The sequence below is a fragment of the Paraburkholderia aspalathi genome (genome assembly GCF_900116445.1).
Classification (GTDB): Bacteria; Pseudomonadota; Gammaproteobacteria; order Burkholderiales; family Burkholderiaceae; genus Paraburkholderia; species Paraburkholderia aspalathi.
Genome location: NZ_FPBH01000062.1, coordinates 1 through 17,504, shown reverse-complemented (window position 1 = coordinate 17,504; position 17,504 = coordinate 1). Strand labels below are relative to the sequence as shown.

General features: G+C 55.6%; 14 protein-coding genes and 1 pseudogene. 13 read left to right on the top strand and 2 right to left on the bottom strand.

Annotated features, from left to right (window positions below):
- Positions 1-331: 331 nt before the first annotated feature.
- A pseudogene (locus tag BM438_RS46610) lies at positions 332-736 on the bottom strand (phosphohydrolase); the annotation flags it as partial.
- 20 nt (positions 737-756) lie between these two features.
- On the bottom strand, positions 757-1,869 hold the full coding sequence (locus tag BM438_RS43475) for a TauD/TfdA family dioxygenase (RefSeq protein ID WP_093647570.1): 1,113 nt from the start codon (positions 1,867-1,869) through the stop codon (positions 757-759).
- A gap of 447 nt (positions 1,870-2,316) precedes the next feature.
- Between BM438_RS43475 and BM438_RS43470 the strand changes: the two genes are divergently transcribed.
- The 13 genes from BM438_RS43470 to BM438_RS43405 all read left to right on the top strand — a co-directional run.
- Positions 2,317-3,135, top strand: coding sequence for a Crp/Fnr family transcriptional regulator (locus BM438_RS43470; protein WP_093647567.1), 819 nt, complete (start codon positions 2,317-2,319; stop codon positions 3,133-3,135).
- A gap of 1,467 nt (positions 3,136-4,602) precedes the next feature.
- On the top strand, positions 4,603-6,132 hold the full coding sequence (locus tag BM438_RS43460) for an AMP-binding protein (RefSeq protein WP_093647563.1): 1,530 nt from the start codon (positions 4,603-4,605) through the stop codon (positions 6,130-6,132).
- 92 nt (positions 6,133-6,224) lie between these two features.
- Positions 6,225-7,070: an AraC family transcriptional regulator gene (locus BM438_RS43455; protein WP_093647560.1), complete on the top strand. Its 846-nt coding sequence runs from the start codon at positions 6,225-6,227 to the stop codon at positions 7,068-7,070.
- 337 nt (positions 7,071-7,407) lie between these two features.
- A complete protein-coding gene (locus tag BM438_RS43450) occupies positions 7,408-8,190 on the top strand; it encodes an SDR family oxidoreductase (RefSeq protein WP_093647592.1) in 783 nt (260 codons plus the stop codon).
- Between the two features lie 137 nt (positions 8,191-8,327).
- Positions 8,328-9,356 (top strand): glutathione S-transferase N-terminal domain-containing protein, encoded by a 1,029-nt coding sequence (locus tag BM438_RS43445; protein ID WP_093647558.1) that lies wholly within the window; start codon positions 8,328-8,330, stop codon positions 9,354-9,356.
- A 144-nt stretch (positions 9,357-9,500) separates the two neighbouring features.
- On the top strand, positions 9,501-9,974 hold the full coding sequence (locus BM438_RS43440; protein ID WP_093647556.1) for a MaoC family dehydratase: 474 nt from the start codon (positions 9,501-9,503) through the stop codon (positions 9,972-9,974).
- A 305-nt stretch (positions 9,975-10,279) separates the two neighbouring features.
- The gene (locus tag BM438_RS43435; RefSeq protein ID WP_167378559.1) at positions 10,280-11,815 is read left to right on the top strand and encodes an AMP-binding protein; all 1,536 of its coding nucleotides are present in this window, start codon (positions 10,280-10,282) and stop codon (positions 11,813-11,815) included.
- A 33-nt stretch (positions 11,816-11,848) separates the two neighbouring features.
- The gene (locus BM438_RS43430) at positions 11,849-12,625 is read left to right on the top strand and encodes an enoyl-CoA hydratase/isomerase family protein (protein ID WP_093647551.1); all 777 of its coding nucleotides are present in this window, start codon (positions 11,849-11,851) and stop codon (positions 12,623-12,625) included.
- 223 nt (positions 12,626-12,848) lie between these two features.
- A complete protein-coding gene (locus tag BM438_RS43425) occupies positions 12,849-14,003 on the top strand; it encodes a CaiB/BaiF CoA transferase family protein (protein WP_093647549.1) in 1,155 nt (384 codons plus the stop codon).
- A 101-nt stretch (positions 14,004-14,104) separates the two neighbouring features.
- Positions 14,105-15,307, top strand: coding sequence for an acetyl-CoA C-acyltransferase (locus tag BM438_RS43420; protein ID WP_093647547.1), 1,203 nt, complete (start codon positions 14,105-14,107; stop codon positions 15,305-15,307).
- Between the two features lie 365 nt (positions 15,308-15,672).
- Complete coding sequence (locus BM438_RS43415; protein ID WP_093647589.1) at positions 15,673-16,815, top strand: Re/Si-specific NAD(P)(+) transhydrogenase subunit alpha; 1,143 nt, start codon at positions 15,673-15,675, stop codon at positions 16,813-16,815.
- 12 nt (positions 16,816-16,827) lie between these two features.
- Positions 16,828-17,160 carry an NAD(P) transhydrogenase subunit alpha part 2 gene (locus BM438_RS43410; protein ID WP_028198874.1) on the top strand — a complete coding sequence of 111 codons (333 nt, stop codon included), beginning with the start codon at positions 16,828-16,830 and terminating at the stop codon, positions 17,158-17,160.
- Positions 17,160-17,504 (top strand): NAD(P)(+) transhydrogenase (Re/Si-specific) subunit beta (locus tag BM438_RS43405; RefSeq protein WP_208620836.1); only part of this gene is annotated, 345 nt, incomplete at its 3' end. The genes BM438_RS43410 and BM438_RS43405, both read left to right, overlap by 1 nt.

Genomic DNA, 17,504 nt, shown 5'->3' with positions numbered 1-17,504 from the left:
TCGATTGAGGAAAAACACCCATCGGACAATCTGTCACTCTGGTCAAGATGTACCATCTTCGTAGGGATTCGTCGCACCGAGTTGAAAATTTTCCGGCGAATTTATTCCTCCTGCGTCTCCTTTGCATCCATTATTGCGCTTGATTGTGTCGACGTTTCATGCGAGATGGTGCGAGATAATTAATTTACCCAATAATCGACGCAGCGTGTCGACGGGTGCGCTCAAGCCTGAAGGCGAGGCAACGCCGTCCGCGGATTGCCTCCGTTGCGCGTTGTGCAGGCTGATGCTTTATTCCGCACAACGTGCGAAGTCACCGGGCTGTAGTTGTGCTTCATTTAGCGTGACGAAACATCTTGTTATAACTGGAATGAAGCGGTTTGCTGAACACGCGTCGAACCATGAGCTCGAAGAATGACAGTGACAATGTGTCGTGAACTTCATCGAATGCCTACGCATCGTATTTCCCACAAAACTCGGTGATACGCTCGAACAGTTCCGGCTGTTCGAGCAATCGATCTCGCGTGTTCGGGTCCAGACCCATGTTGCGGAGAAAGTAGTAGCCGCGGAAAATAGCGTGATGTTGCATCATCCAGACATTTCCTTGGCTGACGAATGGCTTGAGCATGGCCGCAGCGATATCAGGGTGATTGCGGCTGCTGAGGGTGTCGCCGATGTGGTGCAGCAGGGACAGGTCACGTACTCTTCGTCGCGTCAGTGTGGCTGTCTGCAGGCAATGCATCACCGGTCGCGTATGCTTTATTCACTGCTCCCGGTCCCTAGAAGTTGAATCAGCGTATCGCGCTGACCCTCATAGGGTGTGCGGCCATGGGTGCAGAGAACGTTGTCCAGCATCATGATTTCGCCGGCCAGATAGGGCTCGTCAATCAGAACTTCATCTTCAATCCGGCGCAGGAGCTCCACATCCTCGACGGGAATCTTGCCTCCATCGCCGAACATGGGTTCGTTGGGGTAACGCTTACCTTGTCGAAGATCTTCGGCCGTTAGCGTGTTATGCCAAAGCCTGTCGCCCTGGGGCAATGCCGTCTGGTTGCTGATCTGATTAAACCAGTGACGCGTGCCAAGCACCGGATGAGTGACGAAACCAGATTTGTGGGCTTCGGTTTGCAGGCTGCCGTCCTCCAGCCATTGCCATTCCATCCCTCCGGCTTCGCATGCGGCTTCGACCTCGGCTTTATCTTCGGTGAAGAATGCCTCCTGCCATGGGCGATGCATGTTAAGAAACTGGCTGGTCCAGCCCTCCGTCGATACACGTCCGTCGCGAAAATTGCGGCGATAGAGGACGCCTCGCTTGCGCACTTCGTCGAGGATCCGCTGCGGGATCTTTGCTTCGTAGCGGCGGATATCAGCGATCGTGGTGGCTCCTCCGCCATCACTCGGCACTATGTTCGAGTAGAACGCGAGCTTCAGCGGCCATTGACGCTGATACGACATCTCTTGGTGTAGCTGGATGAAACGGTCTTTGTCTGTGCGCGTAGCCTCCATCACCCTGCCAGCGACCGCTGCGCGTGGGCCTCCGCCGCCCTTGTACCCCATGGTTGCGGCAGGATAGTGCGACATCAGTTCGCGGAATTGCTCTGACCCCTTGACGGGAAATCCGCGGAATCTCACGGCGCCGAACTCGAGCAGAAGTTTCTCGATGGCGTCCTCATGGGCGACCAGCCATTTATGAAAGACAGCAAACTCCGACTTGAGATGTTTGGATACGGGCAAGATGAACAGCGGCATGCCCTGCGGATGCAAATGCACTGCTACCTCATCGTTCAAGCCGGCGTGGCTGCCAGGAATGGGACTAGAGGAACGGATGTCCAGTGTTTCGGAACCGGACGGATTGACGGCTGCGTGACTCATTTAAGTCTCCTTAGCGTAAAATTGGAACCACGACGCACTGCACGATTGAATGTTGCGCGCGACTCGTGTGATGCCACTGTATTTGCCGATTCTGCGGCCCTATGTATCAACTGATACGAAAATGAAGGTTGAAATAAAAAAAACGATTCAATGACATTGGGCGATGAATATGTGACTGATCCTTGATGCGCCAACGAGATAGGTGTAATTGCTGATGCCAGCTGTCTGACGATTCGGCATCCTTAAGCGAGCGACGGAATTTATTCTGGGTTAATCCGCCTCCCCTCCAGTCGTACCGACAGGTGGCCAGAAATGCTGTGGATATCGGATGACGAGCCTCAATGGAGATCCTGTCGATCATGCGTTCCGAGCTCGGGCGAAAAACCACTGGAACGCCTTCGATACTGAGAGAGGAGTTCCCATGACAGAGAGCGAAGGAGGCGCCGAATGAGGAATGCTCAGAACAGGGAGTTGTCGGGCGAATTCACGGCTATTCGGGTTTCCGCAGCTTTGACGGGATTTCAGCCGAACGAAAGAAGAGGTGCGCAAGCACGGCCGTCACCGCGTGATTCCTCAAGTTCCCCGTTTTTGCTTCCGGAGGTAAGGGAGCTCCCACGCAATATTGCCAGCCTAGGTATGGAACGAACTTTCGCGCGGGGTGCGTATCTATACCGTGAGGGCGCGTCTGCAACATCTTTTTACTACGCGTTGGCCGGTCGAGTCCGAGTGTTCATGACTGGAATAGACGGATCAGATCGGGACGTCGCATTCGCGGGACCTTACACAACGATTGGCGAGTACGGAATTTTTGATGACGAGCCGCGTTACACATCTGCGGTTGCGGTTGAAGATTCTAGGGTCCTCGTGATTAGTCATGCCGCGATAATGTCGGCCGGCCGGGCCGATCCTGAAATTTTCGTTGAACTAGCCCGTCGGCTGGCGCAGAAGGGCCGCATTGGGTGCATGCACATCATGTATGGGGGTTTTCCGGCGCGCGTGCGTTTGGCAACGCTGTTCGTCCAGTTGCTGAATGCATATGGAACGCTGGAGACCAACAATACCGCGCGTCTGTTAAAAAGTCATCGCGTTGAAGACTTTGCTCACCTTGTGGGCGTGACCCGTGTGACGATGAGTCGGGAGCTTGCGCGATTCGTGGAGGAAGGGATCCTCTTGAAAATTGGTCGGGAAATTATTATCTCGGACGTCGCAGCACTGTACGCTGTCGCAGACACTTCCGGACTGGTACAACAGTACGAAAACGACTGATCACAATTCCGTCGGGTCTTCAGTCCGCATTCTGTCGAATAATATTCACCGCGATGATTTCACGCCACAAGGCTTGTCGGTGGCCTCGATGATCTGGGCATGGCCAATGAAGATGACGATTCGATTTCGTTGGTTTCTGTCGACCTACTTAACTGAACGTGCAGTGAAATCGCACGTGTCGCAGCAATCTGCTGGACGACGTGGCGCTTAGGAAGCTCGCCAAAGCATGTCACGAAATGAATGTTCAGATTGCCCAACGATGCAAATCTGACACGTCGAGACGCGCGCCACGGAGCAACGAGGTGACGCGCTCGAATTTGAAGGAATCAACCTCGCTGCTGTGTTCGGTAGCGGTGGTTACGTGCTGTCCTGGACAGAGATTCGTGGTCGTGCAATGCGATCACACCTTGCGGCGAATCATGCCGAACAGCGCGCGGTTTCGTTCGGCGATTTTCTGCTTCGCTCGAATACCACAATGCTGCGCATCTCCATGCTCAGCGTCGCTAGAATGTTCGTCCGGCTGTGATGGAGGATCTTGCTGCGAACTCCTTCGGGATTACGTCAATTTCTACGTTCGGATGCGGTTTCGTCGGACGGATAGACATACGTTTACGTCCGGCAAGCGGCAAGATGTGATGCGCGTTCATGTTGCGCTATTTTGTGTCAATGGGTCAAAGGTACCGTCGCCAGGAAAGTCTTGTTCGGTGCGACGACCGGGCGCCGGTTGTCTCGGGCAGGGGATATCTACGATTGCGATCAAATCGCGCAAAGGCGCTTTGGCCTCAACCGCGTGCCGACGTGGTTCGACCGCATTGGTGGTCCGGACGTGTTGGAGGAGGCAGTCCCGAGCCGTGTCAATGTGCACTTAGTGGTGTCTGCTTGCAGCGTTATTAGCGCGAAAAAATCCGAATAGGCAGAGAAACCCCAACATTCAAGACGCCGGATCGCGACACGCTTCGCTTCGGCCACCGGGGTTCAGCGTTCGCCGGCGACTGCTTGCTGACGGCGATCATTCCCACGCGGCTTCGTCAGTACTTCGACCGCGCGGGAAAACCCCCGTGTCGCGCCGTATCCATTGATACAGAGTTCCGCCCGCGGCTTTGCCAAACTAGCTAACAACGAGACGGATTGTTTGGCGATTGTAGTCCCCGCGATGGGGCGCAGACTGATTTGACTCTCATCGTGCATGTTGCGGACTTCTCTGCATCGCGGCTTAGAGATTGAAAGGATAAGTCATGATTGAAGATGTACCGTTCGGGGAAGTCGGACGAAACAGCAAGAGAAAATGTGCGGCCGCGAGCGTGGCCGGGACTGTTGTCGAATTCTGTCAGTTTCTCAACTATAGAGATGCCCGAGAATGGTCTTCGACAAGATTTCGATCCTGACTCAACGCATCCTCGCGCGGGGTGAACACTTTCCTCAAAAGCCATCGAGTGTTTCGCTGACAAGAGTCTTCTCGGAGTATCTATGTATAAATCACTGACTATCAACGATTTTCTGAACCGCGCGCTCGTTGCATACCCCGATCGAGTGGCGATCGTCGACGAAGAGGTTCAGCCCGCCAAGTCTTGGGGCGAGATGACTTACGCGGAACTCGGACGTAAGGCTCGTGCGCAGGCCGCAACTCTGGACGAGATGGGAGTTCCCGTAGGGGCTCGTGTTGCTATCGTTTCCCAGAATTCTGCGCGACTTATCTGTACCTTCTATGGAGTGTCAGGGTGGGGGCGAGTCCTTGTGCCGGTGAATTTTCGCCTTGCTCCTGCCGAGATCCGTCACATCATGGCTCACTCAGGCGCGGAGGTTCTTTTGCTTGACCCTGAGTTCCGGCATCTTGCGGAGCTCGTCCCTTGCCAGAGAACATTTGTCCTTGGGGACGACGATGACAAAATCTGGGGCAGCGCCGCGGACCCGGTGCCGTGGGTCGAAGATGAGATGGCCACCGCCGTCATCAACTACACCTCGGGGACCACAGGGCGGCCGAAAGGTGTGCAGATGTCGCATCGACACCTATGGTTAAACGCGGTAGTGTTCGGATGGCAGACGTCTGTCTCCGATCGGGACGTTTATCTGCATGCTGTTCAAGCATTCCACGGAAACGGGTGGGGGCAAGTCTATGCGGCGACTGCGATGGGGGTCAAGCACGTAGTCATGAGGAAGATGGATGGAACCGAACTCCTCAGGCGTATTCAGTCGCATGGCGTGACGTATCTAGGTGCCGCTCCAGCTGTGGTGACCGCGATTCTTGATGGCGCCAAGACCTGGGATGGCCCGATTCCCGGGCACGGCCGTTTGCGTATCATTTGCGGAGGCGCGCCCCCACCGACCCGAACAATCCAGCGCGTGCGTGACGAACTCGGCTGGGAGTTGATCCAGGTGTATGGCTTGACTGAAACTAGCACCTTACTTACGTTCAATCGCATGCGTGCAGAGTGGGATGATCTGGACTCGTTCGAACAAGCCCGTTTGCTTGGACGCGCAGGCGTACCCACTCTAAATGTGCAATTGAGGATTGATTCGAACGGAGAATTGCTTGCACGCTCAAGTCGAATTCTCGATTCATATTGGAATGATCCCGAGGCAACGGCCAGGGCGCATGATGGCGATTGGTTTCGAACGGGTGACGGTGGATTCATTTCAGACGGTTACCTCACGATTACCGATCGAATCAAAGACATCATCGTTTCGGGTGGCGAGAATGTCGACTCCGTTGAGGTCGAGAATGCGATGACATCGCATCCTGCTGTGCGCGATGTCGCGGTCATCGGTATCCCGGACGAAAAATGGGGAGAACTGGTTACTGCGCTCGTCGTTCTTGAAGCCGGTCAAAACGTGACTGATGCAGACCTTATTGCACATTGCCGTCAACACGTGGCTGGCTACAAGTGTCCCAAACGCGTCGAATTTCGCAATGAGCTTCCTCGAACTGCGAGCGGCAAGCTACAGAAATATCTACTGCGCAAACCGTATTGGGAGAATCTCACGCGTCAAGTCAATTGACATATACGGTTCGGCACTTGAAGCCTAGCAGACAGTCAAATCTCGCGTATTTAGCGGGACGCTATTGGGCGTGATCTTAGGGAGGAGGGGGAATGTTACGTTCCAATAACGTATTGCTAGAAAAGAAGCTCGACAATCGAAAATGTTGGCGTTTTAAGACGCAGACGGATGTTGTAATGTTCCATGGAGCCCATGATCAGGAGTTCATTCCTCATACGCACGACGTCATGACGGCAATTCTGGTGACCGCAGGGACTGTGACCGTAACGATTGACAGAGTGATTCGGCGCGTGGAAACGGGGCAAATGGTTCTGGTAGGTGCGCATCAAGTCCAATCGGCGTACCCGATTGATGGAAACAGTTGGGAAATTCGAAGCCTGCATTTTCCTCCAAGTTTGCTAGTCAAACACGACGATGCGTGGCGAAAAGCGAAAGGCGTGATTAGTTTTGCTAATCCCGTGTGTGGGAATCCAAGTCCAGACGTTGCGTTATTCTATGATCTCCACCGTGCTTCAGAAACGACGGAGCTGTTGACACAACAAGAACTGCTGTTGCAGTCATTGATCCAGTGGTTTTCAGCAAATACCGATTCATTTGGGCCGCGAATGCCGTGGATCGGGCACTCGGATGTACGCCTCGAACGAGCCAGACACATATTGGCCAGTACCCTGTTCGAAAGAACGATGCTTGAAAGTGTCGCCGAACAAGTTGGCTTTTCGACGCATTCGCTTATTCGTCGCTTCAAGGAACGTTACGGTTTGTCCCCTCATGCCTGGCGTATGCAAGCACGCGCTGGGGAGGCCGCAAAGCTCCTTATTGAAGCGAATTCCATATCAAATGTTGCAATGGATTGCGGTTTCTCCGACCAATCACATTTGACCCGTATTTTCAAGAAGGTCTACGGAGTAACTCCCGGTGAATATAGTTTGATGGATTAATTATAGTCTGTCTGAAATTTTGACTGGACGTGATTTACGACGTGAAAAATTCGCGAATCGAAGAAATCGAGTGCCTTCATAAGACGCTCTTCGTTCCGCGGGTCGAGAACGATCAGCAACTTGCTGGGGTCGGCTTTTGATTACCTCGTGACCTTATTCGCTTGTCTTGATGTGGCGAATAAGTACGTTCTTAATCGGTGCCGTGTCCGTCGCCGATATCGGAGTTTCTAAGCTTCCAGAAGCTCGTTGAGATAGCTGGTTCGGCCGACGTGGGTGCCTTTCGTGGTGTCGACAGCCTGAGCCATTCAAGTTCACTTTTGAGAACGATATGTCTGACATGAAAAAACATCTTAGCGACCTCTTTGACCTATCAGGTCGTCTCGCCCTCATTACTGGTGGGTCACGCGGGCTCGGACTTCAAATCGCCGAAGCGCTCGGGGAGTTCGGCGCGCGCGTCGTGTTGGTCGCTCGGAAACAGGCTGAGCTGGACGAGGCGGTAGCCGCACTGGTCGCCGATGGGATTGAAGCGGACGCTATCGCGGCTGACTTGAGTCTTGAAGGAACTGCCGAGACGCTTGTGGAGGAGATCATGCGTCGTCACGGGCGAATTGACATTATCGTGAACAACGCTGGCTCTACTTGGGGGGCGCCTGCGGAAGACTATCCGACCGAAGGATGGGAGCGTGTGATGCGTGTAAATGTAACCGCACCTTTCGCGTTAGTACGCGCAGCCGCGAAGGAGGCTTTTCTGCCAAACGGACGTGGAGTTGTGCTAAACATCGCTTCGTCAGAAGGGCTTGGCGGTCACCATCCACAGATGATCGGCACTATTGCCTACAACACGGCGAAAGGTGCAATCGTGAACATGACAAGGGCCCTTGCTGCGGAATGGGGATCACGAGGTATTCGCGTCAACGCTTTGGCGCCAGGCTACTTCCCGTCGAAGATGTCGCGGATGACTATCAGTCAGCACGGTGACTACCTGTTGGCTCAAACACCGCTGGGGAGATTTGGCGGCGAGAACGATCTGAAGGGCGCCGCATTACTCCTTGCTTCCGACGCAGGTGGACATATAACGGGGCAAATTCTTGTCGTCGATGGCGGTGCCATTGTGATCTAGGGGGGCGAGTTTTGGCTTGATTCTGATTGAACCGCGGGATGTCACCGACGTGACCCACTAAAAACATCACGAACGATCTCCGCATTCAAGACCGATCGTCAAAATAGGTCGTAGCCAGATAACGAAGGAGCCTCGTCATGACGCAGACCGATCGTATTGCCCTGAGTGGCGCCCCAGGATCACCCTACACACGCAAGATGCTGGCTGTGCTGCGCTATCGTCGCATTCCTTATCGGCTTTTGATTACCGGCAGCGACATCACTGCCAGTCTGCCAAAGCCAAAAGTCGAACTGATGCCGACTTTCTATCTGCCTGGTCCTGGAGGGGAGCTGGAAGCTGTGGTGGATTCCACTCCAATCATCTGTCGACTCGATGCTGAGCGGAAAGGTCGCAACGTCGTCCCAAACGATCCAGCACTGGCATTTCTGGATGCCTTGATCGAAGACTATGCCGACGAATGGCTGACAAAGGCCATGTACCACTATCGTTGGTCTAACGACGAGGATATAGATAAATCGGCTCGTGTGCTGCCGCTATGGCATGGCATTTCGATGTCAGACGAGGCATACGCAGCATCTGTAAGGAGTTTCTCCGAGCGCCAGATCAGTCGACTCTACGTCGTCGGATCAAACGCGGTCACGGGCCCTGTGATCGAAGCCAGCTACCGCCGGTTTCTTGGAGCGTTCGAATCGCATCTGAAACTACAGCCTTTCATTCTTGGCCGCCGCCCCGGCGCATGCGACTTTGGTGTCTATGGGCAACTGACGCAGTTGGCCGGCTTCGACCCGACATCCATGGAGCTGACACTGAAGATGGCGCCTCGCGTATTCGCGTGGGTTGGGCTGATGGAAGATCTGTCAGGGCTGGAACCGGTAGACGACGACTGGATGAGTTTGGACTCAGTCCCTGCGACCTTAATCGATTTGTTAGCCGAGATCGGACGCGTCTACCCACCCGTGATGCTAGCCAACGCTCGGGCATTAGCGATCGGCTCCGATGCCGTCGAGACAGAGATTGATGGGAAACCGTGGATGCAGGTGCCGTTTTCGTACCAAGGAAAGTGTTTGAAGTGGCTCCGGGCCGGACACGAAGCACTATGGGATGCTGATCGCGCTACGGTCGACGGGATTCTTGCCGGAACAGGTTGCGAAGCCCTGTTTCGATAAGAGTGGCTGGGACGTAGTCAGGTATGAAAAGCTACAGGATTTCACGATTGAGGAAATTTCAAACCTGTGATATCGCGCATTCTGTATGCCTGAAGATGTTCCATTGTCGCTCAAACAACGAACGAAACACCGAAGGAGTCAAAGATGGAACAACCCGACAAAGTCATACGAGTTTCCGATGTCAGTTCTCTTCGGGCCTTGATCGATGTAGCACCGTTAGAGAGTGCTTGGGTCGAAATAGATCAAGTGCGCGTCAACGAATTTGCCGACGCGACGGGCGACCATCAGTGGATCCATGTCGATCCCGAACGCGCTGAGCGCGAATCGCCGTTCGGCGGCCCCATCGCGCATGGTTTTCTAACGTTGTCGCTGATTGGGGCACTGCTCGGCCGGACGGTCGAACTGCAGCAACGGGCGGTCGTCAACTACGGACTCAATCGCGTGCGTTTCACCGCGCCGGTGCGTGTGGGTACGCGTGTGCGGGCTCGCTTCCAGGTGATGAACGTGACTGATGTCGAAGCCGGCGGCGTGCAAGTGATTTGGGACGTGACGCTCGACATTGAAGGCAGTGGCAAGCCAGCATGCGTTGCTGAGTTCATTACTCGACATTATTTTTAATGCTGCACAAACAGCGCCACTTGCCGCTTATAGGCACCCGACCCTGTTGTGCTCCCTCTAACCGTCATCTTTCGCATTAGACAGCGGAATGTAGCCGATCAGCTAATCGCCGGGAACAAAATTTTCAACATCGCGACGATCTCGCAGACAAGTAGCCGGATCTGAATATCTTTCGCTACGCGGGCCAAATCCAGTGGATGTGAGTTGGTCCGCAATTTCGTTCAAGACAGAGAAGAATCGTTGGTCCATATTGATTCATGTATCAAAAAACGGACGCGAGGAATTCTGAAAACAGAGGAGACGCAATGGAACACGGGATTTTTTCGGTGGACTGGATCGCCCATCACGCGAAGGTGTCGCCGACCAATGTCGCTTGTGAGGATGTGAGTTCGGGACGCGTGCGTACTTACGCTCAATTCGATGATCGGATTGCTCGCTTGAGGTCCGGATTTGTGACGGTGTTTAACGCACTCCCGGGCGATCGCGTGCTCGTTCTTTCGCGAAACGACACTGACGTCCTTGAAATACAGTTCGCCTGCATGCGGACAGCGACGATTTTCGTGCCCTTGAACTGGCGACTGTCGATAAATGAACTGCAGTCGATCGTGGCCGACGCGGAGCCCGTGGCAATTTTTTACGGAGCAGAGTTTCGAAGCGTGGCTGAACAGTTAGCCTCGACTGCTTCGATCAAGCACTCGATTGAAATGAGGGCTGGAGAAGATAGCGAATACGAATCGCTCTTAAGTGTGGGGCCGATGCGGGAGAACTACGGGATCCGCAAGGAAGAGGACCTCTGGGCTTTGCTCTACACATCGGGAACAACTGGCCTTCCGAAGGGCGTGCAATTCACCTACGGCATGCAGTTGGCCGACGCTATTGCCATGGGTTCGGCGTTCCGCTTGAGCGCCGACAGTCGCAATCTGGTCATATTGCCACAGTTTCATGCTGGAGGCTTGCTACCTTTTACCAATCCCGTGTTCTTTTTTGGCGGCACCAACGTCGTCGTTCGTGACTTTGAAGCGAGCGTGGTCCTGCAGCTTCTGACAGACCCAAAGAGACGAATAACACACACGTTAGGCGTTCCAACGATTCTTGAGATGCTGCTCAAGGAACCTGGATTCGAAAGACTTCGTTCGGCGTCGCTTCAAGGATTCGCTTGCTCTGGAGCCCCCTGCGCTGTCTCTACGATTGAACGATATGCTGAAGTGGAGGTGCCGGTGCGGCAGTGTTGGGGCATGACAGAGACGGGGCGATTCTCACTCGTTTCGCCGCTCGCGATGCCGGCTCAAAAGTATCGTTCGGCTGGTCTCCAAAGCCTATTGGCCGAAATAGTGATTGTTGGTCCGGATGACGAGCCCGTGCCCAATGGCGCGCTTGGTGAAATATTGGTGCGTGGACCGACCGTTACTTCAGGATATTGGAGAAGAGCTGAAGCAACTCGCGAATCATTTACTTCGTCTGGATGGTTTCGGTCCGGCGACGTTGCTTATCGCGACGACGAGGGTTACTTCTACATTGTCGATCGCCGGAAAGATATGTTTATCTCAGGTGGCGAGAACGTCTATCCGGCCGAAGTGGAGCGGGTTCTTGGCCTTCTACCCGATATAGCTGAATGCGCAGTAGTGGGGATGTCGAACGAGAGATGGGGTGAGGTTGGTTGCGCCTTTATCGTTCGACGGCAAGCTAGCACGATCGGACCGGACGAAATTCGTTCTCACTGTAAATTGCATCTTGGTGGATACAAGATCCCGAATGCATTCGTGTTCGTGGACACGCTGCCACGGAATCCAACGGGAAAGGTCGTCAAGTCGAGGTTACGGGATAGTCTGAAAGTAACATGAATCGCTTCGCCAACTGAAAATCGGAGAGAGGACATGGGCCAGGTAACATATGTTCGGCATGACCGGGTTGGAACGATCGTAATGGATCGAGGGCCGGCTAACAGTATCGACATCAGCTTCGTGCGAGACTTCGACGCGGCCATCGAGGCCGCCGAAAGAGACACTGATTGTTTCGTTGTAATTGTCCGCAGCAATCTATCGGAATTTTTTTCCGGCGGCGGAGACGTCAATAAATTCAGAGAGAACGCGCCGCAACAGAACACGGAGATGATTGCATTTCTGCACGAAACGCTCAGCAAGTTGACGCAGAGCGAAAAGATCTACATTGCTGAGATCGACGGTCATGCTCTCGGCGGCGGCTACGAGATCGCATTGGCTTGTGATCTGCGCTTCGCGTCCACCGGAAAGTATCGGATTGGCCTGCCAGAAGTCAAACTGGGACTATTCCCGGCAGCCGGCGGTACCCAGCGTCTTGCTTCTCTGATCGGTCCCGCCCGAGCGCTGGAGTTCATGATTACCGGGACCACGGTCACTGCCGAAGCGGCGCTCCAGCTCGGATTGATAACTCGGTTGTTTGCTGAGGCGGAGCTCACCGAGCAGACGCTCGCCTATGCAAAGCAAATTGCGTCGGCGGCGACGCAGGCAATAAGTAAAATCAAGCGCTCTATCTATGATGGTTTTTGTTCACATCTGTCCATAGGCTTCGCGGTAGAGCGGCGACATATCGCCACGCTGTTCGCCTCGGAGGACGTTACAGCGCGACTCACGACGTTCATCGAGCGTAGAAGACCGAGCTCCGCAGATCAGTGATATCTCGGCTGTCCAATGCCGACCAGTGCGATATGAATTCGCATTTGGGCGTGATGGGAAAATCGCCGGACAAGGGAGGGAGAGCCATGGATTTCCGAATTCGTGATTGTATGACGGTAGTTGCAGACGTTCGCGGCGCGGGACTTACGCGAGATGATGTTGGGATTGATGCCGGCGATTTATTCGGTGTAGTCGGGCGACGCGAAGGAAGGATTTGATCGTGATGCGCACAGGACCTCTCTCTGGATGCAAAATTATCGAAATCGCCGGCCTCGGTGCTGGACCTCATGCCGCAATGATGCTGTCGGACATGGGCGCTGAAGTTATCTGCGTGGACCGCACTGAGTCCGCGGGCCTCGGCATTGAGGTCGAGGCTAAATACAATCTGGTGCGTCGGGGAAGGAGGTCAGTTGCCATTGATCTGAAGAAGCCTGAAGGACGCGAAACTGTCCTGCGGCTAATCGCAAATGCGGATGCGCTGATCGAGGGTTTTCGTCCGGGTGTCATGGAGCGTCTGGGTCTCGGGCCCGACGTATGTATTGGGATGAACCCGCGGCTGGTATATGGCCGCATGACGGGATGGGGGCAGGACGGACCATGTGCAGCGAAAGCCGGTCACGATATTAACTATATCGCGCTCACTGGTGTGCTTCATGCAATTGGTCCGCAAAACGGCAGACCTATCCCGCCGTTGAACTTGGTCGGCGATTTTGGAGGGGCCGCCTACCTGGCATTCGGAATTGTTTGCGGTCTCCTTGCCGCTAAGCGCGACGGTGTCGGACAGGTAGTCGACGGAGCGATGGTCGACGGCGCGGCTAGTCTTCTTACGATGGTCGTGGGATTCTTACAAGCGGGCGTTTGGCGCGAAGAGAGAGGTGCCAACACCTTCGACGGTGGTGCACCTTTTTATAGAACGTACGAAACTGCAGATCACAAATACGTTGCGGTCGGGGCCATTGAAAGGAAATTCTACGACCCCCTCATTGCACGTCTGGGTCTCGCTCAGGACCCTGATATGCAGCCACAGAATGATCGTTCAAAGTGGCAAATTCAGGAGGAAAAAATTGCAGCAACAATTGCTAAGCGCACGCGAGACGAGTGGTGTGAAATTTTCCGGGATGAGGATGTTTGTTTCACTCCGGTCCTGTCTATTACCGAGGCTTCCGAACATCCTCATATCAAAGCACGGAAAACATACGCCACATTAAAGGGCGTAAGTCACCCCATGCCGGCACCGCGTTTCAGCAGAACCGTTCCGCAGACGCCCGATGAGCCCTGCAAACCTGGACAATACAGTCGAGCGGTTCTCGCTGACTGGAATTTTTCGCTGAGAGAGATTGACTCGCTCATAAAGAATGGTGCCGTTGTTCAATGCTAACCACGAAATTCGTGTGACTTCGACGTCCCGAAACATCACCGTAGCGTCGACCCCATGAAACCGAGTCGGTGACCGGTGGACTGTGCCCGAAGGAGATCCATATGCGTGAAGCAGTAATAGTATCAACGGCCCGTACCGCGATTGGAAAAGCCTATCGCGGCGCCTTCAACAATACCCAAGCACAGGCGCTCGGTGGCCACGCCATCGCCCATGCCGTGGGACGCGCCAACGTCGCGGGTGACGAGGTCGATGACGTAGTTATGGGCGCCGCCATGCAGCAGGGGGCAACAGGATATAACATCGCTCGGCAATCCGCGCTGCGTGCTGGGCTACCAAGTACGGTCTCCGCTCAGTCCGTGGATCGGCAGTGTTCGTCAGGCCTAATGGCGATTGCGACAGCAGCAAAGCAGATCATAGTGGATGGTATGAACATCGTAGTCGGCGGCGGCGTTGAGTCGATCTCGCTCGTGCAGAACGAGTACATGAATACTTTCCGTGCGCAGGATCCTGAATTGTTAATCGCGACTCCGGGAATGTACGTCACGATGATCGAGACCGCCGAGGTCGTGGCCGAGCGCTACAAGGTTAGCCGCGAAGCTCAGGACCTGTACGCGCTCCAATCCCAGCAGCGCACGGCACAGGCTCGGGCGGAAGGCCGATTTGATCGGGAAATCGTGCCAATGACCACTACCATGCTGGTAGTGGACAAGGGGACCGGTGCACAGAGCTTTCGGGAGGTGACCCTGTCCGCTGACGAGGGCAATCGTCCACAGACAACGCTTAGCGATCTTCAGCGGCTTCAGCCTGTGTGGAAGGGCGGCGACTTCGCCCAGGAAGGCAGGAACATAACGGCCGGCAACGCCAGTCAACTCTCTGACGGAGCGTCGGCGGTCGTGCTCATGGACGCAAAGCTGGCCGAACGCCGGGGCCTTACGCCTCTCGGCGCCTATCGAGGCATGGCCGTCGCAGGTTGTTCGCCCGAAGAGATGGGAATCGGGCCCGTTTTTGCCGTACCCAAGCTGTTGAAGCAGCATGGCCTGACCATTGACGACATTGGAATCTGGGAACTCAATGAGGCGTTCGCGAGCCAGTTGCTCTATTGCCGTGACAGGCTGGGAATCCCTGACGAACTACTCAATGTGTCGGGAGGCGCCATCTCGATCGGCCATCCCTATGGCATGACGGGCGCTCGAACGACGGGTCATCTCCTGATTGAGGGCAGGCGGCGCAGCGCTAAGTACGGTGTGGTCACCATGTGCGTCGGCGGCGGCATGGGTGCCGCCGGCCTGTTCGAGATTTTTTGATGCCCGGCCCGTAGGATCGTTCCGACAGTGACTGGACTTTGCCGCGCTTGGGGGTTGGCTGAAGGGCGACCTCTTTGGCTTTATCAATGGCGAACGTTTCAATGCGTTCGGCTCGGCTTTGGACACCTGAACTCCCCGAAGGCATGTCGCGCTAGATCTACGATCTCAGACTAGTGTCGGGTTCGCGCATAGGTTCTGATCGACGTGTTCTGGGAGAGTGATGTAAGGGGGACGCCGAGCGATTCTTTGACTTTCGTGGGTCGTCTGCACGCAAGAGTTACAGAAGAATCATCTTCGTCGAGATGGATGATTTGTCTATCTTCACAAATTATTACAAACTCATCTTTGTCGTTATGCCAACGTTAATATCGATCGGAGTGCCAGCCGAGACGCGCGCGCACGAAACCCGCGTCGCCGCGACGCCCGAAACGGTCAGGAAGTATGTGACCCAGGGCCACCGGGTCACGATCCAGAGCGGCGCCGGCACCGGCGCAAGCTTTCCTGACGATGCCTTTACAGCCGCCGGCGCTGAAATCGTCGACGCGGCCACCGCGTTTGGGGCTGATCTGGTCCTCAAGGTCCAGTCGCCGACCGATGCCGAGTTGCCGCTGCTGAAGCGCGGCGCGACGCTGGTCGGCATGCTTGATCCGTTTAATACCGAAAACTCATCAAAGCTGGCGGCCGCGGGTGTCACCGCGTTCGCTCTGGAAGCCGCGCCTAGAACCACCCGTGCACAGAGCCTCGACGTGCTGTCATCGCAGGCGAACATCGCCGGGTACAAGGCGGTGTTGCTGGCCGCCACGCTTTATCCGCGCTTCATGCCGATGCTGATGACCGCCGCCGGTACCGTGAAAGCGGCCCGTGTGCTGATTCTCGGCGCGGGTGTGGCGGGTCTGCAGGCCATCGCGACCGCCAAGCGTCTGGGCGCTGTGATCGAAGCCTCGGACGTGCGTCCGGCGGTGAAAGAGCAGATCGAATCGCTCGGCGCCAAATTCCTTGATGTCCCTTACGAAACCGATGAGGAGCGTGAAGCCGCGCAGGGCGTCGGCGGCTACGCGCGGCCGATGCCGCCTTCGTGGCTTACGCGGCAATCGGCACTGGTTCACGAGCGCGCGAAGCAGGCCGATGTGGTGATTTCCACCGCCCTGATCCCGGGCCGCGCCGCACCGACGCTGATCTCGGTGGAAACCGTGCAGGCGATGAAACCCGGCTCCGTGCTGGTGGACCTCGCGGCAGGACGCGGCGCCGAGTACGAAGGCCGGCGCGGTGGCAACTGTCCGCTCACCGAAGCCGATCAGGTCGTCCTGAAACATGGCGTACAGATCGTCGGCTATACGAATCTGGCCTCGATGGTGCCGGCCGACGCGTCGTCCCTATACGCACGCAACCTGCTCGACTTCCTGAAGCTGATCATCACCAAGGAAGGCGCCCTGAACATCGATCTCGCAGACGACATCGTCGCGGCCACGCTGTTGGCCCGCGACGGCGAAGTCACGCGCAAGGCATAGAGGAGAACGGCGATGGAAGTCATCAACCACACCGTCATCAACCTGATCATTTTTGTGCTGGCGATCTACGTCGGCTACCACGTCGTCTGGAACGTCACGCCCGCGCTGCACACGCCGCTGATGGCCGTGACCAACGCGATTTCGGCGATCGTGATCGTCGGCGCGATGCTCGCAGCAGGCCTCACCGTGGGCGACACCGGCAAGTTCTTCGGCACGCTGGCCGTCGCGCTCGCGGCGGTGAACGTGTTCGGCGGATTTCTGGTGACGAGGCGAATGCTGGAGATGTTCCGCAAGAAAGAGCCGAAGAAGCTCATCGCAGACAAGACGGCCAAGGAGAACGCGTAATGAGTCTGAATGTCGTCACGCTGCTTTATCTGGTCGCGTCGGTCTGTTTCATTCAGGCGCTCAAGGGGCTGTCGAATCCGAAGACGGCGCGCACCGGCAATACCTTCGGCATGGTCGGGATGGCGATTGCGATCCTCACCACCATCGCGCTGATCGTCAAACAGGCGAATGCGCTCGGCTCGAATCTTGGATTAGGGCTCGGCCTGCTGCTGGTCGCGCTGGTGATCGGCGGTGCGATCGGCGCGTTTATCGCCGCGCGCGTCGAGATGACCAAGATGCCGGAACTGGTCGCAGCGATGCACTCGCTGATCGGTCTTGCGGCCGTGTGTATTGCGTATGCGGTG